The organism is Pseudoalteromonas sp. PAST1, assembly GCF_021532515.1.
Lineage (GTDB): Bacteria > Pseudomonadota > Gammaproteobacteria > Enterobacterales > Alteromonadaceae > Pseudoalteromonas > Pseudoalteromonas simplex.
Genome location: NZ_JAKGBH010000028.1, coordinates 26,025 through 47,558, shown reverse-complemented (window position 1 = coordinate 47,558; position 21,534 = coordinate 26,025). Strand labels below are relative to the sequence as shown.

At 41.4% G+C, this 21,534-nt stretch carries 20 protein-coding genes; 8 read left to right on the top strand and 12 right to left on the bottom strand.

Features of this window, described 5'->3' with window-relative positions:
- Positions 1-94: 94 nt before the first annotated feature.
- Positions 95-3,280 carry an amidohydrolase family protein gene (locus tag L1272_RS14480; protein ID WP_054551609.1) on the top strand — a complete coding sequence of 1,062 codons (3,186 nt, stop codon included), beginning with the start codon at positions 95-97 and terminating at the stop codon, positions 3,278-3,280.
- Between the two features lie 54 nt (positions 3,281-3,334).
- On the opposite strand, the gene L1272_RS14475 is transcribed toward L1272_RS14480, so the two are convergent.
- Positions 3,335-3,877, bottom strand: coding sequence for a TetR/AcrR family transcriptional regulator (locus L1272_RS14475; RefSeq protein WP_194441620.1), 543 nt, complete (start codon positions 3,875-3,877; stop codon positions 3,335-3,337).
- Positions 3,878-3,977: 100 nt separating this feature from the next.
- Between L1272_RS14475 and L1272_RS14470 the strand changes: the two genes are divergently transcribed.
- Positions 3,978-4,454, top strand: a complete 477-nt coding sequence (locus L1272_RS14470; protein ID WP_166339447.1) for an HPP family protein — start codon at positions 3,978-3,980, stop codon at positions 4,452-4,454.
- 30 nt (positions 4,455-4,484) lie between these two features.
- Here the strand turns inward: L1272_RS14470 and L1272_RS14465 are convergent, their stop codons facing one another.
- Positions 4,485-4,862 (bottom strand): hypothetical protein, encoded by a 378-nt coding sequence (locus L1272_RS14465; protein ID WP_054561783.1) that lies wholly within the window; start codon positions 4,860-4,862, stop codon positions 4,485-4,487.
- A gap of 150 nt (positions 4,863-5,012) precedes the next feature.
- Between L1272_RS14465 and L1272_RS14460 the strand changes: the two genes are divergently transcribed.
- Entirely contained in the window at positions 5,013-5,765 is a 753-nt protein-coding gene (locus L1272_RS14460; protein WP_138619339.1) for a Nif3-like dinuclear metal center hexameric protein, read from the top strand.
- 5 nt (positions 5,766-5,770) lie between these two features.
- Here the strand turns inward: L1272_RS14460 and L1272_RS14455 are convergent, their stop codons facing one another.
- Complete coding sequence (locus L1272_RS14455) at positions 5,771-6,535, bottom strand: YdcF family protein (protein ID WP_194441619.1); 765 nt, start codon at positions 6,533-6,535, stop codon at positions 5,771-5,773.
- A gap of 52 nt (positions 6,536-6,587) precedes the next feature.
- Positions 6,588-7,475 (bottom strand): LysR substrate-binding domain-containing protein, encoded by an 888-nt coding sequence (locus L1272_RS14450; RefSeq protein WP_054551603.1) that lies wholly within the window; start codon positions 7,473-7,475, stop codon positions 6,588-6,590.
- 361 nt (positions 7,476-7,836) lie between these two features.
- Here L1272_RS14450 and L1272_RS14445 point away from each other — a divergent pair, with 361 nt between their 5' ends.
- A complete protein-coding gene (locus tag L1272_RS14445; protein WP_235373737.1) occupies positions 7,837-8,481 on the top strand; it encodes an alpha/beta fold hydrolase in 645 nt (214 codons plus the stop codon).
- A gap of 2 nt (positions 8,482-8,483) precedes the next feature.
- Complete coding sequence (locus L1272_RS14440) at positions 8,484-9,308, top strand: alpha/beta hydrolase (protein ID WP_194441618.1); 825 nt, start codon at positions 8,484-8,486, stop codon at positions 9,306-9,308.
- Here L1272_RS14440 and L1272_RS14435 read toward each other — a convergent pair.
- The 3 genes from L1272_RS14435 to L1272_RS14425 form a co-directional block, all read right to left on the bottom strand.
- Positions 9,305-9,784, bottom strand: a complete 480-nt coding sequence (locus L1272_RS14435) for a YchJ family protein (protein ID WP_235373736.1) — start codon at positions 9,782-9,784, stop codon at positions 9,305-9,307. The genes L1272_RS14440 and L1272_RS14435 overlap by 4 nt on opposite strands.
- Before the next feature lie 40 nt (positions 9,785-9,824).
- Entirely contained in the window at positions 9,825-10,262 is a 438-nt protein-coding gene (locus L1272_RS14430) for a SulA-like leucine-rich domain-containing protein (protein ID WP_054551944.1), read from the bottom strand.
- 303 nt (positions 10,263-10,565) lie between these two features.
- On the bottom strand, positions 10,566-12,491 hold the full coding sequence (locus tag L1272_RS14425) for a S9 family peptidase (RefSeq protein WP_194441617.1): 1,926 nt from the start codon (positions 12,489-12,491) through the stop codon (positions 10,566-10,568).
- A 149-nt stretch (positions 12,492-12,640) separates the two neighbouring features.
- Between L1272_RS14425 and L1272_RS14420 the strand changes: the two genes are divergently transcribed.
- On the top strand, positions 12,641-13,231 hold the full coding sequence (locus tag L1272_RS14420) for an ATP-binding cassette domain-containing protein (protein WP_054551599.1): 591 nt from the start codon (positions 12,641-12,643) through the stop codon (positions 13,229-13,231).
- On the top strand, positions 13,228-14,322 hold the full coding sequence (locus tag L1272_RS14415; RefSeq protein WP_199528661.1) for a DUF6136 family protein: 1,095 nt from the start codon (positions 13,228-13,230) through the stop codon (positions 14,320-14,322). Before L1272_RS14420 ends, L1272_RS14415 begins: the two co-directional genes overlap by 4 nt.
- Here L1272_RS14415 and fadE read toward each other — a convergent pair.
- Positions 14,319-16,775, bottom strand: a complete 2,457-nt coding sequence (gene fadE, locus L1272_RS14410) for an acyl-CoA dehydrogenase FadE (RefSeq protein WP_054551597.1) — start codon at positions 16,773-16,775, stop codon at positions 14,319-14,321. The genes L1272_RS14415 and fadE overlap by 4 nt on opposite strands.
- 336 nt (positions 16,776-17,111) lie before the next feature.
- Between fadE and L1272_RS14405 the strand changes: the two genes are divergently transcribed.
- Positions 17,112-17,876, top strand: a complete 765-nt coding sequence (locus tag L1272_RS14405) for a class II glutamine amidotransferase (protein ID WP_054551596.1) — start codon at positions 17,112-17,114, stop codon at positions 17,874-17,876.
- A gap of 15 nt (positions 17,877-17,891) precedes the next feature.
- On the opposite strand, the gene L1272_RS14400 is transcribed toward L1272_RS14405, so the two are convergent.
- The 4 genes from L1272_RS14400 to cmoB all read right to left on the bottom strand — a co-directional run bounded on the left by L1272_RS14400 (position 17,892) and on the right by cmoB (position 21,520).
- Positions 17,892-18,707 carry a DUF3108 domain-containing protein gene (locus L1272_RS14400; protein WP_235373735.1) on the bottom strand — a complete coding sequence of 272 codons (816 nt, stop codon included), beginning with the start codon at positions 18,705-18,707 and terminating at the stop codon, positions 17,892-17,894.
- Positions 18,652-19,299 carry a phosphoribosylglycinamide formyltransferase gene (gene purN / locus L1272_RS14395; RefSeq protein WP_199528662.1) on the bottom strand — a complete coding sequence of 216 codons (648 nt, stop codon included), beginning with the start codon at positions 19,297-19,299 and terminating at the stop codon, positions 18,652-18,654. The genes L1272_RS14400 and purN overlap by 56 nt, the downstream gene beginning before the upstream one ends.
- Positions 19,299-20,351, bottom strand: coding sequence for a phosphoribosylformylglycinamidine cyclo-ligase (gene purM, locus L1272_RS14390; protein ID WP_054551593.1), 1,053 nt, complete (start codon positions 20,349-20,351; stop codon positions 19,299-19,301). Before purM ends, purN begins: the two co-directional genes overlap by 1 nt.
- Before the next feature lie 200 nt (positions 20,352-20,551).
- The gene (gene cmoB, locus L1272_RS14385; protein WP_054551592.1) at positions 20,552-21,520 is read right to left on the bottom strand and encodes a tRNA 5-methoxyuridine(34)/uridine 5-oxyacetic acid(34) synthase CmoB; all 969 of its coding nucleotides are present in this window, start codon (positions 21,518-21,520) and stop codon (positions 20,552-20,554) included.
- Positions 21,521-21,534: the final 14 nt, after the last annotated feature.

Below are 21,534 nucleotides of genomic sequence, written 5' to 3'. Positions count from 1 at the left end.
GTCTGTTTAACACGAATCACTGGAATCTTGCTATGCTATTTGGTGCAATCTTAAAAGTGTGCATATAAGCAAAACAATAAAAAGTGAGATTTCAATGAAGAAAATGCTTCATACAGCGCTCGCTGTATCTATTTCACTTGCTCTAACTGGGCAAGTGGCGGCAGCTGAGCAATCAAATGACGACAAATGGCAGGTGGACGCACCTAAAGGCCAATTCCTAGACGCTAAAATTAGTGTTGAGCAGGGCACGTGGATGAACGTAGATATTAGCCCTGATGGTAAAACAGTGGTGTTTGACCTACTCGGCGATATTTATACCATGCCAATGTCAGGTGGCACAGCAACGCAATTAACCAGTGATATTGCATGGCAAATGCAACCACGCTTTAGCCCTGATGGTAAGCACATTGCGTTTACTTCAGACCAAGGTGGTGGCGATAACATTTGGGTTATGGATTTAAATGGTGAAAACCAAAAAGCCGTAACGAACGAAACATTTCGTTTGTTAAACAGCCCAGCTTGGAGCCCAGATGGTGACTACTTAGTTGCGCGTAAGCACTTTACTGCAAGCCGCTCTCTAGGGGCTGGTGAAGTATGGCTTTACCACAAAGCGGGTGGTAAAGGTGTGCAGCTAACCGCACGTGAGAACGACCAAAAAGACTTAGGCGAGCCGATGTTCTCACCGGATGGTCGTTATGTTTATTTCTCGCATGATGCAACGCCGGGTAAAACATTCCATTACTCTAAAGATTCTGTAGCGGGTATTTATAAAATTAAACGCTATGACCGTGAAACTGGCGAGATTGAAACAATTATTGATGGCATGGGTGGGGCTATTCGACCAACACCTTCACCAGATGGTAAAAAGCTTGCGTATATTAAGCGCGATGATTTCCAAACAAGCTTGTACTTATATGATCTTCACACCGGTGAGCATACTAAGCTGTATGGCGAGCTTGAGCGTGATATGCAAGAGACATGGGCAATTCATGGCGTATACCCAACAATTGCTTGGACACCAGATAACGAACAACTGGTCTTTTGGGCGGGTGGGTCAATTCATAAGCTAGATGTGGATGATAAGTCTGTCTCGACTATTCCGTTTAAAGTGGAGACCAATAAGCAAATTCAAAAAGCCGTGCGTTTTACACAAAACATCGATAGCGATAATTTTGATGTGAAAATGCTGCGTAATGTACAAATTTCACCGGATGGTGAAACGGCTATATTTGAAGCGCTAGGCCATATTTATAAACGTGATTTAGAGTCTGGCAAAGTAAAGCGCCTGACTAAGCAAGACGACCACTTTGAATTATTCCCGCAGTTCTCTCGTGATGGTAAGAAGATTGTTTACACCACATGGGATGATAACGAACAGGGCTCAGTACGTGTAGTATCTGCGCGCAGTGGCCGTGGCGATACCATTACTAAAGAGCCGGGTAAATATGTAGAGCCAACTTTCAGCCCAGATGGCAAAACGGTTGTTTACCGTAAAGCATCTGGCGGCAGTATCCTTAACCCAACATGGTCATTAGAGCCAGGTATTTACTCAGTAAGTGCTAAAGGCGGTAAAGCGACGCTAATCACTAAATCAGGCTATCAGCCGCAATTTGGTGCAGCGAATGACCGTATTTATGTGATGAGCCCTTGGCCGAAACCAACATTAAGTGTTGTTGAGCTTGAATCAAAGCAAGTTCGTAAACTTTACGAATCAGAACATGCTACAGAGTTTAGAGTATCACCAGATGGCCAATACTTAGCGTTTGCAGAGCGTTTTAAAGTATTTGTTACGCCATTTGTTGAGCGTGGCAAAACCATTAATATTGGCCCTAAAGATAGTCAATTCCCAATTGAGCAGCTTTCTGTTCGCGCGGGTGAAAACATCAGTTGGAGTGGCACAAGCGATAAACTTTATTGGAGCTTAGGCCCAGAGTTATATCATGCAAGCCTAGCGGGTTTATTTGATATTAACCAAAATGCAGAGACTGACTTTAAAGTTAAAAGCGGTGACAACATCGGTTTTACAAAAACCATGGCGGAGCCTAAATCAATCTTTGCGTTAACTGGTGCGCGTATTATCACCATGAACGGTGAGCAGGTCATTGAAAACGGCGTTATTGTTACTGATGGTAAGCATATTAAAGCGGTTGGCAGTAAAGACAGCGTTGCTATTCCTAAAGGCGCAGAAGTAATAGATGTAACTGGCAAGACGATTATGCCGGGTATTGTTGATGCGCATGCGCATGGCTCGCAAGGCAGCGATGAGATCATTCCACAGCAAAACTGGAAGAACTTAGCGGGCTTAGCGTTAGGCGTGACAACGATTCATGATCCATCAAACGATACCACTGAGATTTTTGCTGCAAGCGAAATGCAAAAAGCAGGCATGATTGTCGGCCCTCGTATTTTCTCTACAGGTACCATCTTATATGGTGCGAATATGCCAGGTTATACATCGCATATTGACTCGTTAGAAGATGCTAAATTCCATCTTGAGCGTTTAAAGAAAGTAGGTGCGTTTAGTGTTAAATCATATAACCAACCTCGTCGTGAACAGCGCCAACAAGTTATTGAAGCAGGTCGTGAACTTGAAATGATGGTTGTGCCAGAAGGCGGTTCATTACTGCAGCATAACTTAACTATGGTAGTTGATGGTCATACGGGTATTGAACACTCAATTCCTGTTGCCAATATTTACGATGATATTCGCCAGCTTTGGTCTCAAAGCGATGTGGGTTATACGCCGACACTGGGTGTAGCTTACGGTGGTATTTGGGGTGAAAATTATTGGTACGACAAGACAGATGTGTGGAATCACCCACGCTTAAGTAAATTTGTACCAAAGAATCAGCTTTTGCCTCGCTCAATGCGTCGTGTTAAGGCGCCCGATCATCACTATAACCACTTTAACAATGCCCGTGTTGCTAAAGAGCTGCAAGACTTAGGTGTTTTAGTAAACCTTGGTGCTCACGGTCAACGTGAAGGTTTAGCGGCACATTGGGAAATTTGGATGTTTGCGCAAGGTGGTATGACACCACTTGAAGCAATTCGTGCAGCAACCTTAGATCCTGCAAAATACATTGGCCTTGATACCAACATCGGTTCTCTTGAGCCGGGTAAACTTGCCGATTTAATTGTTATTGACGGTAACCCGCTAACTAACATTCGTGATACAGATAAAATCGATTACACTATGATCAATGGTCGTTTATTTGATGCTGCAACCATGAACGAAGTGGGTGAGAAAAAACGCGAAAAGCTATATTTTGAAAAAATCTAACATAGCAAAAATCTAAACTGAAAGCGGCCATTGTGCCGCTTTTTTATTGTTTATTTATTGCTTTAAATAAGGAAACTGTTTAATTCCTACTAGTTTTGCTTGGCAGATCATGCCCTCTACCAGCGTCATTAAATAGTGGCTGTGTGAGTCGAGCTGCGAGCTTTCCATGTTTTCACACGCTGATAGACGCTGTTTAATTAACTGCTGTACTGCCATTTTATGCTCTTTGCAGGCTTGATTTATCGGGCTTGCAGGATCAGCAAACTCAGCGGCAGTGTTAATAAATAAACAGCCATTAAAATCACCTAACTCAGTCACTTCAGAGTTAAACCAAGCTTCATGGCAGCTGATCAAAGCGACTTTAAACTCTTCAACAGTGGTTAGCTTGCTGGTGGCTTGCGTTAACCAATTTAAAAATCGGGTATGGCGCTCACTAAGGCACGCGAGTAACAATTCATCTTTACTTGTGAAATGGTGGTACATGGTTTTTTTGGCGACACCCGCCGCACTAATAATTTCGTTTATCCCCACACTATGAATGCCTTTTTGATAAAAAAGTGACAGGGCGGTCAAAATAATATGTGTTCGTTTATCCATAACATGGCCTCATTGGGTGACTAATGACAGCTTGACAGAAGTAGACCGACTTGTCTACTATTTGCCAGGTAGACAAGTCGGTCTACCTATTGGAGGTTTTATGGAGAATAAAGTAAGCAAGGCGGCCATTGCGGGTATATTTGCTTGTATGGCAATTTTTGTGTTGGCCTATTTACAGCAATTAGGAAGTTTTGGTGTGTGGTTGATGGCCCCATTTGGAGCAACTGCGGTGTTGGTATTTGGTGTGCCACATAGTCCGCTTGCGAAAGCGAAGAATGTTATCGGTGGGCACTTTTTAACTGCACTAATCGGTGTCGTATTTGTAAATTATGTCGGAGTAGGGCCTGTTGAAATTGCTATAGCCACAGGGTTGGCAATTAGCCTAATGATGTTGACGGACACAGTACATCCTGCTGCAGGCGCAAACCCAATTTTGATAATGCAATCTATGCAAAGCTGGGATTTTTTAGTGATGCCTGTATTGATTGGAACCGTATTTATTGTGTTGTTTGGCCAATTTAGTCAATGGATTATAACTAGCCAAATGATCAGCCATAAAAAAACCGCTAACGAGTAGCGGTTTTTAAAATTGCTAAGTGTAATTTGATTACACAACACCACGCGGTAAACGACAATCGTGGTCTTTTTCAGCTAGGTTAACAATCCAAAGCTCTTCAGCTTTGTAACCGTCATCGTTTGCTGTAACAACAGTGAACGATGCTTTCTTAGCTGTTTTAGCCGGTGCAGCGGTTTTAGTTTTGGTTTTTTTCGCTGGTGCTTTAGGTGCTTCTTCTGCTTTAGGCTCAGCTGTTTTACCAGAAGTGAGCTCTTCAGTCAGTGCTGCAACATCAGCAAGGCGCATATTTTTGCCACCGTCGATGCTATACCAACCAGGTTTTGTTGTGATTTCAGGTTTCTTACCATTCGCTGCTTCGTATGCTGCTTCGAAGGCATTTAACACTTCTGTTTTGTCTAGTTTGCTCATCAGAGACCCTATACGTTGTAAACACAGATTAAGAATATATATTTATACCTATTTTCAGCTTACTTTTCAATTTTTTGCGATTTTCCTTCCATTTTTCACTCATAAACGCCAAAATTTGCACAAAATAGAGGGTTGAAGGACGATTTTTATATGCAACGCAAACAATTTACTCAATTATTAAACGACATTCTTAAACCTGATTCTATCGCTGACTTTTGCCCAAATGGCTTACAAGTTGAAGGTGCGAGCGAAGTAAAAAAGATAGTGACGGGTGTCACAGCTAGTCAAGCATTGATTGATGCCGCTATTGCAGAAAATGCAGATACTATTTTGGTACATCACGGCTATTTCTGGAAAGGGGAATCTCAGCCAATCACGGGCATGAAAAAGCGCCGTATTGCAGCGCTTTTAAATAATGATATTAACTTATATGGCTATCACTTACCGCTAGATATACACCCTGAAATTGGTAATAACGCGCAACTGGCTAAGTTACTTGATATTGAGTTCACAGGTGGGCTTGAATCTGGTCCAAATAGTGTGCCGGTGAAAGGGCGTTTAAAAACACCTTTAAGTGGTGAAGAGTTTACCGCTAAAATAACCCAAGTACTTAACCGTGCACCATTAGCTAGTTTGGTAAGAAAAGAGAAAATTGAAACCATCGCTTGGTGCACAGGTGGCGGACAAGGGTATATTGATTTAGCAGCTGCCCAAGGGATTGATGCTTATCTTACAGGTGAGGCTTCTGAGCAAACGATTCATAGTTCACGCGAGCAAGGTATCGACTTTTTTGCAGCTGGTCACCATGCTACTGAGCGTTATGGCATTAAAGCCTTAGGCGAGCTTTTAGCTGAGCAGCATGGTTTTGATGTGACGTTTATCGATATCGACAATCCAGTCTGATTGTTCTACAGCGCTTCTGGATCAATCCAGCGGCGCACACTCACCCAAGCACTGCCAATTTTCTCATGCGCGACTCTGGTCACTGCAACAAGTACTGCAATGTTAGGTATAAACTGCTTATACGTTGGATACTGACTAAAATCTTGAAAGTCGGTTGCCGCTGGTATCACATCAATGCCTTGTGCATTAAATAAGTCTTTCGCACGTGGCATGTGGCTCGCTGAGGTGACAAGCGCTGTTTTTTTATCGACTAAATAAATGGCAAGTCGTTTCGCTTCTTCTGCGGTATCCATAGCGAGAGGGTTTTGTTTAACTCTCGTCGCAGAAATACCCAACGCTTTTGCTGTTTCAAACATGAGCTGACTATTGGTGGTATTAGCAAAACCGCCTCCTGATACATAGAGGGTGGCATTTGGGTAGTGATAGGCAAGCTTAACACCTTCAAGTAATCGAGCAAGCGCACAATCGCCTAGCTGGTGGTTTGCTTGAAGGCGCGAGTTGGGCATTATAGAGCAGCCAAGTACCACAATATTATCGAGTTTAGGGTGTTTTGCTTGGTTAAATTGCCATGCAGGGTTATTGCTTGCAGCTATCAGTGACTGACCAACAAATGGCGTGCTTATCAGCATTAAAGTTAAAATGCTAACAAAGCCAAAATAGAGTGCTTTGCGTTTATGTGCAATGGCTAAAAATACCATCACTAAAGTAAGCAGCCCGAGCAACGGCAGGGGCATTAATAAAGAGCCAATGATCTTTTTAATTTCAAACATGTATTAACATTATTAGTAATTTATGCAGCTATGTTAGTTATTTTGCCTTGTTTTAGCGACCGTTATTTTGCTTACACGTATTTAAAAAGTGGCGATAAACTGGGTTATCTTTCATATTCTTTTTCATCGCTAAATACATAGGGCGAGTAAGGCCTAGTGCACCTAACGGAATAGACTTAATGAGTCCTTGGCTTTCATAAGGAGTGACTAGCCAGTCTGGTAATGCTGCAACCCCCATACCTGCACTCACTAATTGAAATATCAATAAGCCTTGGTCAACCGTTTTAAGCGTGCCATCAAAGCGTGCATTTTGAATAAAATGTTTAAAGATGTCTTGGCGCTCACGGGGAATAGGGTACGAAATAATTGTTTCGTTTTTTAAATCAAGGGCGGTGACATAGGCTTTTTTTGCTAGCTCATGATCCGGTGCAACGATTAGTTTTAATTTAAAATCAAACAGGTGAGCATACTCAAGTTGATCGGGTTCACGAATATCAGAAGTCAGCACTAGATCTAATTCATCATTAATTAAATCTGGAATGGCGTCGTAACTAAAGCCGCGCTCGTAATCAATTTTAATATCAGGCCAAAAATTATTAAATTCTTTGATGGTTGGGAGCAACCAATGAAAGCAGGCATGACACTCAACGCTTAAACGTAAATTTGAGATTGGCTGGTTAAGGCTTTCTTTTAACCGACATTTTGTTGCCTCAACACGAGGTAATACTTCATTAGCAAGCTCCAGAAGTAGCATACCTTGCGGAGTAAAACGCACAGGCTGTGTTTTACGTTCGAACAGCTGGCAATCTAACTTATTCTCGAGATCTTTAATTTGATGCGATAAAGCCGATTGAGTTAAAAACAACTCACGGGCGGTATTGACCAAAGAGCCTGTTTCTTTAAGGGTCGCTATGGTTTTTAGGTGCTTTATATCAATCATCTTTAAAAAATCTCATGGAAAATGTGAGTCTAACTCAGATTACGAACATACTACGCCTTAGAATTTATTTTTTCAACGTCTAGACGTCTAAAATATGTGGTTATTTTAACTGCTTTTTTACAATACGCCTTTTTATAAATAATTGACAGCGTTGTCATAAGGTTTTTTGTAGTTTAACTATGAAATTCCATGAATTTACCTCAAGTTGAAACTTGCAGTTTAAATCGTGATACAGCTTGCGATTAGTAATTTGATATTTAATTAAAATTACTGAGAGTAGGGTTTAGTTGTTTGCTAAGATATTATTTTTTAGGTGTTATTATCTTCTATTAGGTGTAACGTGATTTTTAAAGGAATGCTTGTGATACGTACCGTAATTTTACTCTGTGCATGCTGGGTTTTGCCTGTTTGCGCTGGCACTATTTACAGCCAGTTTCCTACAGAGATTGACCCGCATGGTCACTACGTTTTTTATTCACATGGTTTTATCGTTGAAGGGACAAACCCTAAGCCTGTTCACAAAACCTTTGGGGTTTATGATTTTGTGGCTGTAAAAGAAGCACTGGCAGATGAAAGCTATCATTTAATTGCCTATCACAGGCCAAAAGGTACTGAGCCATTTACGTTTGCGAAAAAACTCGCTGCAGATGTTGAAGCATTGATCAGTGTCGGTGTTGCTGAGTCGAACATTAGTTTGGTTGGTTTTTCACGGGGCGGGGCATTGTCGATCCTGGCGGCTAATGAACTTAAACGTACACATATTAACTTAATTATATTGGCAGGTTGTGCAGGCCTTATAAAAAATCACACATCAGTTAAGGCTTATGGCAAAGTGTATTCTATCTTTGAGCGCTCAGATCAGGTTGGCTCTTGCCAATTTTTAATTGATAGAAGTGACGTAACCAAGTTCGAAGAAATAAGCATTAATACAGGGCTCTCCCATGGCGCATTTTATAAACCAAAAGATGAGTGGCTGTTACCAATTAAGAAGTGGCTAAAGGATTAACTATGCCTTATTTACTGTTAGTTATTGTGATCAGTTTTTTGAGTGTGAGCTCTGTAAGCAATGCTGAGCCGTTTACTTTGCCACGTACTAATACTGTGTTACTTAAAGATAAACATACCAAAAACGAATACCCCATTACGATTAAATTGCCACGCAGCTACCAAAAGCAGAACCAGAAGCGCCACCCAGTTGTTTACCTGTTAGATGCAAACTACAGTTTGCCAATTGCCTCTGGTGCTAGTCGCTTTATGATGAATTCGGTGGCTATAGAGGAGGTAATTATCGTTGCAGTTGGATATCAAAAAGGTGTATCTGGGCTCAATAGCCGTATTTATGACTATACGCCATTTGAAGATAAAAATTGGCAGCGTAAAACAGGCGGAGCAAGTCAGTATCTAAACTACCTAAAACATACTGTATTGCCTCATATTGAGGCTCACTACAGAACAACCCAAAAAAGTACGTTAGTCGGTAACTCACTTGGCGGTTTATTTGCGGCTTATACCTTATTCACTGAGCCTTCGCTTTTTTCAAATTATATTATCGGCAGTCCTTCAGTGTGGTTTAAAGAAAACTCAATATTAGCTATGGCTGTAAAACCAGCTGCCAACACAACAAAAGTTTACATCGCAGTGGGTGAACTTGAAGAAAGCGAAGGTGAAAAAATGGTGTCGGGCGCAAGGCAATTAGCAGCTAAAATTAATAAACAAAGCGGCGCGCTGGTTATAACAAATTTATTTGTTATTCCTCAGGCACGCCATGCAACCGCATTCCCAACAACGATTACCCAAGCCTTAGACTGGATTTACCAGGTTAATGGTAACTAAAGAGCGTGACACTTTTTATATTTTTTGCCGCTCCCACAAGGGCACTCGTCGTTACGGCCTATTTTAATATCTGCAACTGGCGTTATATCACCGTCTAGGTAACGCCATAGGCCATCTTCTTTAATAAAACGCGACTTCTCGTGTAACTCACAATACAAGTTTTGATAAAAGTAATTAGCTTTAAATTCTACAAAACCTTCTTGCTCGTTATGTTCAGTATCTAAAACACTTAGCTTGGTAAAACGGCAGCTATTAGCAAAATCTTTAATTTCGCGAACAGGGTTAGCGGCTTGCTGGCTTTGTGCATAGGTACTAAATACATATTTTGCATCTTTTAGTGCGTAAGTACTAAAACGAGAACGCATAAGTTGCTCTGGCGTATCAGCTTGGCTTGCACCTGTATGAAAAGGCTGGCAGCAAAGCTCGTAAGTCGATTCGCTGCCACAAGGACAAAGGGAGTGTGTGAGTGATGTCATAACAACTTACCTAAAACTATAAATTGTTATTTTAACAAGCCTATTGTGGCTGCGGTACTAAATTGTTTAATTGAGCGCTTTTTGTAAAACAATAAAATTTAGCAGATGCCTGCTCAAGGTTTAAGTTCATCGAATCAAGTTGATGATTGTTTACAATATCTGTCCATGTGATCACAGCAGCAAAATTACCGTTATGTAATGCTGAACTAAGAACATACTCAAGATTAACTAAATGTTTTTGTCTGATCACAAGAAGTTTGCTGGTATCAATCGAACATGAATCTAGTAAGGCTTTACTAGGAACATGATCAGGAGCAATTAATAGTGTCCATGCATTTTGGCTATTGTAATGATGCAATACTTTTAACAGCTCAAAAGTTGCTGAAATTTCGTCTTCAATTTGAATTAAATTAACAGACGCTTTGTCGTTATCTTGTTGGTAGCTTTTAACTGTTCTTAAGGTAATTGGCTGTAACATAACTTTCACTCACTGGTTGTTTATACAGTATGTGTATACAGTAGTTTATACAGTGTTTTTGCGCAAGTACTTTTTTGCTATTTTTTAACCAATGATTCAGTTTAATTTTAGTCAAAATAATTTAATTGTTATTAAACAGTGCTTTACGGTTTTATTTTGATGATTGGAAAAGGTGAAAAATTTACCAGTAAAGATATACAGTATTTTATACAGTACTGTGTAAACTGTAAAATTTTGAATCTATACAGGTGTTTTGCATAAAAAAAGCCGGCATCATACCGGCTCTTTATCTTTGCAATTTTGCTATTTATCTAAGTAGGTATTTAAAAACTCAAGGTATGCATTTGAGGCTTTTATGCGGTTTTCTTTTTTAGTAAAACCATGGCCTTCATCATCAAATAATACATATTCGACAGGCACACCATTTGCCTTTACAGCGGCAACAAGTTCATCGCTTTCAACTTGTAAAACTCGAGGGTCGTTAGCACCTTGGATCACCATTAATGGCTTGGTGATGTTTTTAGCATGAAATAGTGGCGAAATGGCACGGTGACGTTCACCGTCTGTCGCTGGGTCGCCCATTTCATCATACAGCGCCTTTTTAAAGCTTTCCCACCATGGTGGAATCGAGTTTAAGGTTCTAACCCAGTTTGTTACACCAAATATATTAATGCCTACTTTGAACTCTTCAGGTTCAAAGGCAAGAGCTGCGGCGGTCATAAAGCCACCATAGCTGCCCCCCATGATGCCAATTTTATCAGCATCAACCCAATCTAGGCTTTGCAGGTGTTTTTTACCGTAAACAATATCTTGTAAATCGTCAGTGCCATGCTTTTTATCATCTAAATGGAAGAAGGTTTTACCATAGCCTGAGCTGCCACGGTTATTAACTGCAAAAATGGCATAACCATGATTGACTAAATGCTGCTGCATTGCACTATAGCCTGTACGACTTTGGCCGCCAGGACCGCCGTGCACCCAAACTAAAGCTGGTACTTTGTTGTTGCTGTTAGCTTGCTTAGGCTTATATAAAACCCCGGGGATTTCTAAACCATCAAAGCTTTTAAAGCGCACAATTGTGCTTTCAACCAAGTCATTTTGATTAATTGCATCACTTAATGTGTTGGTTAACTGTTTAGCTTTTGATTCTCCGAGTTGCCAAACAAATAGGTTACTTGGTGAGGTATCTGAATTTAAATAAAACGCCATGGTCTTTTCATCAGCTGAAAAGTTCACACCACGTAAGTTACCAGCTGGCAGCGATGGCATGGCAATACCTTTACCTGTGGTGGTATCAATTATCGACACTTTAGTGCTTGCGTCAGCATTAACACCGCTTACTTGATAACGACCAGATTTAGAGAAGTAGATAAAACTCACATCCCACTCATCTTTGAGGGCAGGGCTGTGCTCGCCGGTCGTTAAGTCATAGCGCCACACCTCTGCAAACTCACCTTTGGCGTCGGTTGAGTAATATAATGATTTACTGTCTCTTGAGAAGGTTTCTGGGCCATATTTAGCGTCGTCGTCATGACGGGTAATGAGCTCTGGTTTCAGTGTTTTTTTACGCGTATCGAGAATAAATACATCGCTGTCTTTGTTCGAATTGTTTTTCGATAAAGCAATAAAGCGGCCGTCAGGGCTGATCGCACCGACATCTAGCCCCATGGTATTTTGATAAACAGGCGTTACTTCATAGCTATTAGCATCAACACGATATAGGTCCATAAACTTAGCATCACGCTGATTGCTGGTTATAAAAAAGTGTTTACCGTCTTCTGTGAAGCCTGCAAATCCTGCACGGGTTTCTTCACCTGGCGTAAGATCTTTAACTGTGCCGTCTGTTTCGCGAACATAGATGTGATAACGCTCATTACCGCCAGAGTCTTTAGTAAATAGTACGCGCTCATCTTTAGGGAAATAAGCCACAGCATACGTACTGTCTTCAAAATCTGTTAAGCGGGTTTTTTTGGCGGTTTTTATATCTACTTCGTATAGGCTATAAATACCGCTTTCGTCACTGCTAACGAGTATTTTGTCGCCTTTTGGTGAAAAGCTGCTGCCCATGATTGAGGTTGTATCAAAAAAGGTTTCAGCGTCATACTGTTTAACAGTTTGGCTTTGTTGCACGCTTTCGGTGCTGCTAGTTGATGGGGTTGATTGTGAACATCCTGCAAGTGCAAGGCTAAGTGCGCATGCAACAGCTGCTAGTTGAAAACTCGGTTTCATTGTAATTATTCCTTGTTAATTTTTCGTTTTAAAGTGTTGCCTGTTCATAATCTAAACGCAAGTTTTACCCGTTCGATATTTGTTACAAATCATGTAACTAATAAGAGATATGAGTGTGTTACTATTTTTTCACTATTAAAGGAATAAACATGATTGAAATTAACAACCTCAATAAGCGCTTTGCTTCAGCCCACGTTTTTGAAAACTATAATAAGCAATTTCAAGGTAAACGAGTTTGTTTACAGGCAGCCAATGGCAGAGGAAAAACAACATTATTGATGATGCTAGCTGGCCTTGAAAAGCCGCAATCAGGGCAGGTTTTATATAATAATCAAGCATTAAAATCGCCGCAAAACATTGTTTCAATTGCTAGCGACCGTATTGCTCTGCCAGATTTTTTAACTGCGCGACAAGTTATTGAACTTAGTTGCAAGGCGTTAAAGAAAGATATGCCTGAGCAACTCATTACTGGATTTAACTTTAAAGAGCACCTCAATACTCGCTTTAGTGCTTTGTCGAGTGGCAATCAAAAGAAGTGTCAGCTTATAACTGCTTTTTTAAAGCAAGCTCCATTTTTGCTATTAGATGAACCGAGTGCTGCACTTGATCAAACAAGTATAAAATTTTTGCTTACCTTACTTGATGACTACCTTGATAATAAACCTAATGGGCAAATTATCATTACAAGCCACGAACCAGAGGTGTTTATACAGCACGGTTTTGAGTGCACATCACTATGATAAATTCCTTTGCAAGTTACTTCTCATTCCTTTCTTTTCGATACTTAGCATATACGACCACCCTCAAGAGCATGCTGTCTCAGTTAAAGAATTTTAGCTTGTTGTTTGCACTGGTACTGGGCCCAGCTTTTCTTGGTATGGTTTTATTGTTGTTTTTAGGACTTGGTAAAATAGTCGATAGCCATGCAGCACCTGGTTACGGTGCAAAATTAGCAGTGATTTATCTTTTACTTGAATCAGTAATGTTATGGGCCATGGCACCAGCCATTAAAAATGAGCAAAATAGGGCATTTCAGCGAAGTCTATATAAATCCTCTTGGCGAGTATGTGTTGACTGCAAGTTACTACTGTTAAGTAATGCTTGGCTTATTGCCAGTTTACTAATAGCAGTCGACCTATCGTTAAAGCAATGGCTACAAGTGCCTCATTTTATACTGTTTATGCTGTTGCAGTGGCTATGTGGAGTATTTGTTCTTTATAGGCCAGGTGCACTTTTTTATAGTTTATTACTCAGTTCTATCTTGGTATTACTGCCTGCTAGTTTAACTTCACTGCAATACTATCTAAGTTTTATTGCAATTTTCGGCTGTTCGATTTTACTCCCACCTGTAAGAATAAGTCATAAGTTAAAAGTACACTCGCTTGCTTTGTTTTGGCTTAGTTACTTTATACAGCATAGCTGGAGCTTAATATGGCGTGGTTCAGTCTTGCTAGCATGCTTGCTCGCTTTATTACAGCTAATTGCAGTGCGTAATGACTTTAGCGACTTGGTACTGGCTTTGGCTTTTTCAGTATGCGTGTTGCTAACAAGCTCGCTGCAGTTCGATTGCTTGGCTGTTTTTAAAAAATATCGGCTGTTCTTTCAAAGCAATAACCAAGATAAGCCGTTTTATCTAAGCCAGTTTTTACCGAGCTTTATATTTTTTTCTGTGGCTTTCATTGTCGTTATAAGCATGCTTGGCACTAACTTGATTTACATCCCTATTGGGGCAGTGTGGTGTGTATTGCAGCAATATTTAGCGCAAAAAAAACCAGCGCAATTTGCGCTGGTTTGGTTTTTCATAACAATTGGAATTGTTTTGCTAGCTTAAGCGGCGTCTGCTTTTTTATCGCTCTCGCCGCGGGCAACATTACCTGCAACTAAGTCTGCTGGGTCAAAGTCGTCAACGTTAATAACGTCAAGACGGGCTTTTTCAACAGCAGCTAGTTTGTCGGCTTCAGCTTGGCTTAAAATGCCTGCTTCTAGGCCCATTTGCGCTACTTTATCAAGCTGGAAGAAAGGCAGTTTTACGCCTTTTTCACGGCATACCTTGTCAAACAGAGGCTCAACTTCAAGGATGTCTTTAAGCGTTTGCTCTTGACGACCAACAAGGTTAAGTGGCTCGTTTTTAAGATAAATGTAGTTAGCTAAACGGTTACGAGTTTCGCTTGGTACTTGTAATAAGTGAGCAAGTTTGTGCTCAAGCTTATCAGTAGGCTTACGTACTGGACGACCGAATGGGAATAACATGATTTTTAGCATCGCACGTAGTGGTGCAGATGGCATGTTATTGATTAAGTCAGCGAGTGCACGTTGGCAGTGGTAAAGGTGATCTTGGCAGCTCCATTGAACAAGCGCAAAATCTTCTTTTTTACGGCCTTCGTCGTTGTAACGTTTAAGCGTTGCAGATACAAGGTATAAGTAGCTTAGTAAGTCACCTAAACGTGCAGAGATACGCTCTTTACGTTTTAATGAACCACCAAATACCGCCATGCTGATATCTGACATTAATGCTAATGATGCACTGAAACGTGACGCAACACGATAAAACTCAGCTGTTTCGTCTTTGTATGGTGTACTTGTGAAGCGAGCATTTGTTAATGCTAACCACTTAGTACGAACAAGGTTCGAAATAGTAAAGCCAACGTGACCCATTAATGCTTTATCGAATACAGCAAGCGCTTCTTCGCGGTCTTCAATTGCACAAGCACCTAGCTCAGTTAACACGAATGGATGACAACGAATTGCACCTTGACCATAAATGATCATGTTACGCGTTAAGATATTTGCACCTTCAACGGTAATTGCAATTGGCGCACCTTGGTAACCGCGACCTAAGTAGTTGTTTGGACCAAGCATGATGCCTTTACCACCATGAACATCCATGCCGTGAATCGTTGCTTCACGCATTTGCTCAGTTAAGTGGTATTTGATAATCGCAGATACAACCGATGGTTTTTCACCAAGGTCAACAGCCCCTGTAGACATGCTCACTGCAGCATCAGAGCTATATGCGTAACCTGCAAGTTTTGCCATTGATTCTTCAACACCTTCCATTTGACCAATTGGTAAACGGAATTGACGGCGAATACGGCTGTAAGAGCCTGTTGCAAGCGCAATTGTTTTAATGCCACCTGTTGAGTTAGACGGCAATGTAATTGCACGACCAACAGATAAACATTCAACAAGCATACGCCAGCCTTGACCAGCCATTTTCGGGCCACCAATGATGTAATCAAGTGGTACGAAGATGTCTTTACCGCGAGTAGGACCATTTTGGAATGGGACGTTTAGCGGGAAGTGACGACGGCCAATTTCGACCCCTGGAGTATCTGTAGGGATCAGCGCACAGGTAATACCAGGTTCTTTGTCATCACCCAGTAAACCGTCTGGATCTTGTAGTTTAAATGCAAGACCAAGTACAGTCGCAACAGGAGCAAGAGTAATGTAACGCTTGTTCCATGTCAGGCTAATACCAACAACTTCTTCGCCGTTCCATTGACCTTTACAAACAACACCGTAATCAGGAATTGCACTTGCGTCAGAACCTGCTTCTGGTGATGTTAAAGCAAAACATGGAATTTCTTGACCACTTGCTAAGCGTGGTAAGTAATGATCTTTTTGCTCTTTAGTACCATAGTGCTGAAGTAATTCGCCCGGACCTAATGAGTTAGGTACACCTACGATAGAAGAAAGTAACGTTGATTTACTAGTTAGCTTTTGCAGTACACATGATTGTGCATAAGCAGAAAACTCTAAACCGCCGAATTCTTTTTTGATGATCATGGCAAAGAATTTATTATCTTTTAGATATTGCCAAACATCTTGCGGTAAATCAGTTAGTTCGTGAGTTGCGTGCCAGTCATCTAGCATGCTGCACACTTCTTCAACTGGACCATCAATAAACGCTTGCTCTTCGATAGTCAGTTTAGGTGCTGGGTATTGGTGTAATTTGTTCCAGTCAGGACGACCACAAAATAGATCCGCTTCCCACCACGTCGTACCGGCATCGATTGCTGATTTTTCAGTATCCGACATAGTCGGGGTTACTTTTTTGAAAGCAGCGAAGATAGGTTTAATGATGTATTGTTGACGAACGCCAGTCACAGAAAGTGGCACAGCGATAAGTAAGAATAGTAGCCAACTAATTGCGCCAAACGCGCCAGCAAATGTGCCAACAAGTAAAGTCGCAACGGCAATACCTAAGCAGGTATTCCAGCTTGCTCTGTGGTAACTCGCAATACTAAGCAGCACGAGTAAACCAAGTAAAAATATGAGAGTCATTGATTATTCCTTAATAGAGGTCAGACCACCTCTTTTAGAGTAGCGCTAGAAAAGCGAATTATCAAGAGGGGAACAAGGATTAAAACGGCTTGTTTGGTGAGTTTTATTATTTTAAAAATGGCTATCAGTGCAAAAACATTTACAGCAGATGAGGAATTGTTGAGTAATTACTTATAATCAGCGCCGTTATACTTACGATTAGTTGTGAATTGCTCAGATAGTTCTGAAAATCTCAGCATAGCAGTTGCCATCTTTAACGCTATGTTTAACAATGAGCGCAGGCAGGGATCAGCCCATCATGCCTTCCTTCGATTAGTTTTATAGGTTAAGAGTTCTATGTGTGAGTTGCTTGGCATGTCGGCCAATGTACCAACGGATATTTGTTTCAGTTTTTCAGGATTATTAGAACGCGGTGGTAATACTGGCCCGCATAAAGATGGCTGGGGCATCACTTTTTACGAGGGCAAAGGCTGTCGTACATTTAAAGATCCTGAGCCAAGTTGCCAATCAGAAATTGCCAAACTCGTCAAAGCTTACCCAATAAAAAGTATTTCGGTGATAAGCCATATTCGCCAAGGTAATCGTGGTCGAGTGTGCCTTGAAAATACCCACCCATTTACCCGTGAGTTATGGGGCCGTGAAATTACGTATGCTCACAACGGGCAATTATCGAATTATCATGATTTAAAACCAGATTACTATCGACCTGTGGGGAATACAGACAGTGAACTGGCGTTTTGCTGGCTGCTCGATAAAATTCGCGAAAAATACCCTAAACGCCCATCAAATATGGCGTCTGTATTTCGTTATGCTGCAAAGCTTGCTCATACGCTGCGTGAGAAAGGCGTATTTAATATGCTACTTACCGATGGTGTTTATGTTTTAGCTTATTGCACCAATAACCTACATTGGATCACACGCCGTGCACCGTTTGGTAAAGCGACATTAATTGATGCAGACATGGTGATTGATTTTCAAAAAGAAACCACACCGAACGATGTGGTTACTGTGATTGCAACAAGGCCGCTCACCAATGATGAACGCTGGCAGAAAATGGAGCCAGGTGAGTTTGCACTGTTTAAAATGGGCGAAAAGATTTAAATAAAAGATGAAGCGCTACTCAGGCGCTTCATTACTCACTTCTTGTTGCACTTCATTTGGAACACTAACAGGTGTGGTCACGGTGAATGAATTGAGCTGCACTTCAAATTGCTCTACGCCTTTTTCACCTTTCCACATACGAACTAGCATGTAGTCCATTTCTGGGGCAAACCAAGCAAGCGCTTGACGCTTATCGTTATCGTATAATCGTTTTACTTTAATCGCTTCTACATTACCAATAGGTAGCGAAATCATTTCTGTGCCGACAACTTCAAAGTCATAATTACGAAGGTTGCCTTTTTTATCAATCAGTGGATACGATAATTGCGTTTTACCTTGTTTTAGCTCTTCGCGTACTTGCACTTGATAAGACAGTGAATCTTGAAAATCATCTGACCAATCAATTTTAAGAGGGTATTTACTTTGGCTGCTTTGAACTTGCTTTTGCGTAGCATCAAATTTTAAGCTGTACTCTTTATCAGGCCCGGTGCCCGAACGCTCCATAGTGTAACTTAGCGGAGAAATTTTCTGATCATGATAAGTAAACATGGATGTTTCTTTTCGTGAGTCTGAAAAAATCATCCATTCGATTTCACTGTGATAAGTGAGCACGTAGTTACCGTCTGCGGCTTTTTTCAGCTCGCGTACTGCTTTACCATGGGTTTCGCCTTTACGAAGTACATCGTATTTGGCTTCGTATTGAGTGAGGTCGCCAGCTAATACACTGGTAGGAAGTAATAAAGTGCCCACACAAGCGAGTAGGGCACTTAGATTTTTATTCTGGGTAGTGCGCGCCGTGTGCAGGAAGTTTCTTTTCGTCAAAAACTGCATAATCTGCTTCCATCTTGAGTCGTTGTTCACTGAACCACTTGACCACCAACGGATAGATTATATGTTCTTGCTGATGAACACGTTGTGCGAGTGTCTCTGCGGTATCGTTTTCGAGTACCGGCACTTTGGCTTGAAGAACAACGGGACCGCCGTCTAGCTCTTCTGTGACAAAGTGAACACTAACACCATGAACCTCATCTTTTGCATCTATCGCTCGCTGGTGGGTATTCAGCCCTTGGTACTTAGGCAACAAAGAAGGGTGAATGTTCAACATTTTTCCCTTAAACTTTTGCACTAAGCTAGGTGTAAGAATACGCATAAAACCAGCTAATACAACTAGATTTGGTTCAAAATTGTCAATAATGTCCATTAACTCAGCATCATAGGCCTCGCGCGAGTCAAAATCTTTATGGCTTAGTACACGTGTTTGTATACCTGCATTTTTTGCTCGCTCAAGGCCATAGGCGTCGGCTTTATTACTAATTACAGCGGCGATTTCGGCCTTTATCTCACCACGCGCACACGCGTCAATGATGGCTTGAAGGTTAGAACCGCTACCAGAAATTAATACAACAAGACGACAAGGGGTCATTAGTCACGACCACCTAAAATTTCTACTTGCTCTTCGCCTGCTTTCGCATCTTGGATCTCACCGATATGCCATGCATTTTCGCCAAGATCTTTAAGGATTGTTAAGCTTTGCTCAAGTTTGTCAGCTGGAACAACTAAAACCATGCCTACACCACAGTTGAATGTACGGTACATTTCGTGTGTTGTGATGTTGCCGTTTTCTTGTAACCAGTTGAAAACAACAGGCCATTCCCAGCTATCACCTTTGATTACTGCTTTTGCAGATTCAGGAAGTACGCGCGGGATGTTTTCCCAGAAACCACCACCCGTGATGTGAGATAACGCATGTACGTCAACCTGCTTGAATAGCTCAAGTAGTTGTTTAACGTAGATACGAGTTGGCTCTAAAAGGTGATCGCCAAGTGTTTTGCCTTCAAGCTCAGCGCTCGTGTCTGCGCCAGATACTTCAAGAACTTTACGAATTAATGAGAAGCCGTTTGAGTGAGGACCACTTGATGCAAGAGCGATTAATTGGTCGCCTGCAGCAACTTTAGTACCGTCGATAATTTTTGATTTTTCTACAACACCAGTACAGAAACCAGCCATGTCGTAGTCTTCGCCGTCGTACATACCTGGCATTTCAGCAGTTTCACCACCGATTAATGCACAGCCAGAAAGCTCACAGCCTTTACCAATACCTGTTACAACATCAGCCGCAGTATCTACGTCTAATTTACCCGTTGCATAGTAATCAAGGAAAAATAGTGGCTCTGCACCTTGTACAATAAGGTCGTTTACACACATAGCAACAAGGTCGATACCCACTGTGTCGTGCTTTTTAAGATCGATTGCTAAACGTAGTTTTGTACCAACACCGTCTGTGCCAGCAACCAGTACAGGCTCTTTATAGCCAGTTGGTAGTTCGCAAAGTGCGCCAAAACCACCGATACCGCCCATTACTTCAGGACGTCTGGTTTTTTTAACTACGCCTTTAATACGCTCAACAAGTGCATTACCGGCATCGATATCTACGCCCGCGTCTTTATAGCTAAGAGACTGTTTTTGTTCGCTCACAGGTTTTCCTCAAAAAAGTTGCATGTGGGTTGCTTAGAAACGCGCGTATTTTACAACAATTGCACTGGCGCGGCTAGTTGAAAAATCACTTTAACCGACTTGACAAGGACAGTTGTCCGGTTTTTTGTTTTCAAGTTCCAAGGCAAAAGTATCAGGCAAATGAACTTTTAACCTTGAAACTCGAAACTTCTCACTATTTGTTAAGCTTTCGCGGTTAAAATAGCGCGCAGAGGGGCAGGGTAACCTTCAATGGTTTTGCTGGTGTCATTAGGGTCTAAAAAGTCGACTAATGATTCGTTTTCCATCCACTGGGTTTTGCGTTGTTCTTCAAGCGTTGTGATTGCACAGTCTTTAACTTGTACATCTTTAAAACCGACGCGTTCCATCCATAGTTTTAATGCCGCGGTGCTTGGGATAAACCATACATTACGCATTTTTGCATAGCGGTCGGTTGGCACTAAAACTGTGTGCTCATCACCTTCAACAACCAGTGTTTCAAGGACTAACTCACCACCAGGACGAAGCTGTGCTTTTAATTGCGCTAAAAAGTCGATAGGCGAACGACGATGATATAAAACACCCATCGAAAAAACTGTATCGAATGCTTTTAGCTCTGGCAGAGCTTCAACACCTAACGGCAATAAATGCACGTTTTCATCTTGGTGATAATGCTTTATCGCTTGGAATTGGCATAAAAATAAATCGGATGGATCGATACCCACCACAAAATTTGCGCCTTCACCGCGCATGCGCCACAAGTGATAACCCGAGCCACAGCCAATATCAAGCACAGTGCGGCCTTTTAACGGTTCGATATGAGGCAGTAAACGATCCCATTTCCAATCACTGCGCCACTCAGTATCAATCTCGATACCGTGTAAGCTAAAGGGGCCTTTACGCCATGGCATCATGCGCTTTAATAAATGCGTTAACTGTTTTTGCTGACCTTCAGATAGCTCATCACCGGTGCCAATTTGTACTTTATCCTGAAGATTTACATGGTTTGTGCTTACCTCAGGTAAGTTTTTCAGCACTTTTTGCCATTTCGGTAAATCACCGTGGCTGGCTTCTAGTTCCCAGTGTTTTAATTGACCAGGCAAAGTTTCGAGCCAGTGGCTAAGCGGGCTTTGTGCAATCGCAGCGTAAAATTGGTTAAACCATTGAGACATGAAATACTCTTTAT

Bases quoted from the DNA above. Each gene is read 5' to 3' on its own strand.
- L1272_RS14440 (WP_194441618.1), top strand. From the start codon at position 8,484: ATGCCTTATTTACTGTTAGTTATTGTGATCAGTTTTTTGAGTGTGAGC.
- purN (WP_199528662.1), bottom strand. From the start codon at position 19,299: ATGACCCCTTGTCGTCTTGTTGTATTAATTTCTGGTAGCGGTTCTAAC.
- L1272_RS14415 (WP_199528661.1), top strand. From the start codon at position 13,228: ATGATAAATTCCTTTGCAAGTTACTTCTCATTCCTTTCTTTTCGATAC.
- L1272_RS14450 (WP_054551603.1), bottom strand. From the start codon at position 7,475: ATGATTGATATAAAGCACCTAAAAACCATAGCGACCCTTAAAGAAACA.
- L1272_RS14435 (WP_235373736.1), bottom strand. From the start codon at position 9,784: ATGACATCACTCACACACTCCCTTTGTCCTTGTGGCAGCGAATCGACT.
- L1272_RS14475 (WP_194441620.1), bottom strand. From the start codon at position 3,877: ATGGATAAACGAACACATATTATTTTGACCGCCCTGTCACTTTTTTAT.
- L1272_RS14465 (WP_054561783.1), bottom strand. From the start codon at position 4,862: ATGAGCAAACTAGACAAAACAGAAGTGTTAAATGCCTTCGAAGCAGCA.
- L1272_RS14480 (WP_054551609.1), top strand. From the start codon at position 95: ATGAAGAAAATGCTTCATACAGCGCTCGCTGTATCTATTTCACTTGCT.
- L1272_RS14420 (WP_054551599.1), top strand. From the start codon at position 12,641: ATGATTGAAATTAACAACCTCAATAAGCGCTTTGCTTCAGCCCACGTT.
- cmoB (WP_054551592.1), bottom strand. From the start codon at position 21,520: ATGTCTCAATGGTTTAACCAATTTTACGCTGCGATTGCACAAAGCCCG.
- L1272_RS14430 (WP_054551944.1), bottom strand. From the start codon at position 10,262: ATGTTACAGCCAATTACCTTAAGAACAGTTAAAAGCTACCAACAAGAT.
- fadE (WP_054551597.1), bottom strand. From the start codon at position 16,775: ATGACTCTCATATTTTTACTTGGTTTACTCGTGCTGCTTAGTATTGCG.
- L1272_RS14455 (WP_194441619.1), bottom strand. From the start codon at position 6,535: ATGTTTGAAATTAAAAAGATCATTGGCTCTTTATTAATGCCCCTGCCG.
- L1272_RS14400 (WP_235373735.1), bottom strand. From the start codon at position 18,707: ATGCAGTTTTTGACGAAAAGAAACTTCCTGCACACGGCGCGCACTACC.
- L1272_RS14425 (WP_194441617.1), bottom strand. From the start codon at position 12,491: ATGAAACCGAGTTTTCAACTAGCAGCTGTTGCATGCGCACTTAGCCTT.
- L1272_RS14460 (WP_138619339.1), top strand. From the start codon at position 5,013: ATGCAACGCAAACAATTTACTCAATTATTAAACGACATTCTTAAACCT.
- L1272_RS14405 (WP_054551596.1), top strand. From the start codon at position 17,112: ATGTGTGAGTTGCTTGGCATGTCGGCCAATGTACCAACGGATATTTGT.
- L1272_RS14470 (WP_166339447.1), top strand. From the start codon at position 3,978: ATGGAGAATAAAGTAAGCAAGGCGGCCATTGCGGGTATATTTGCTTGT.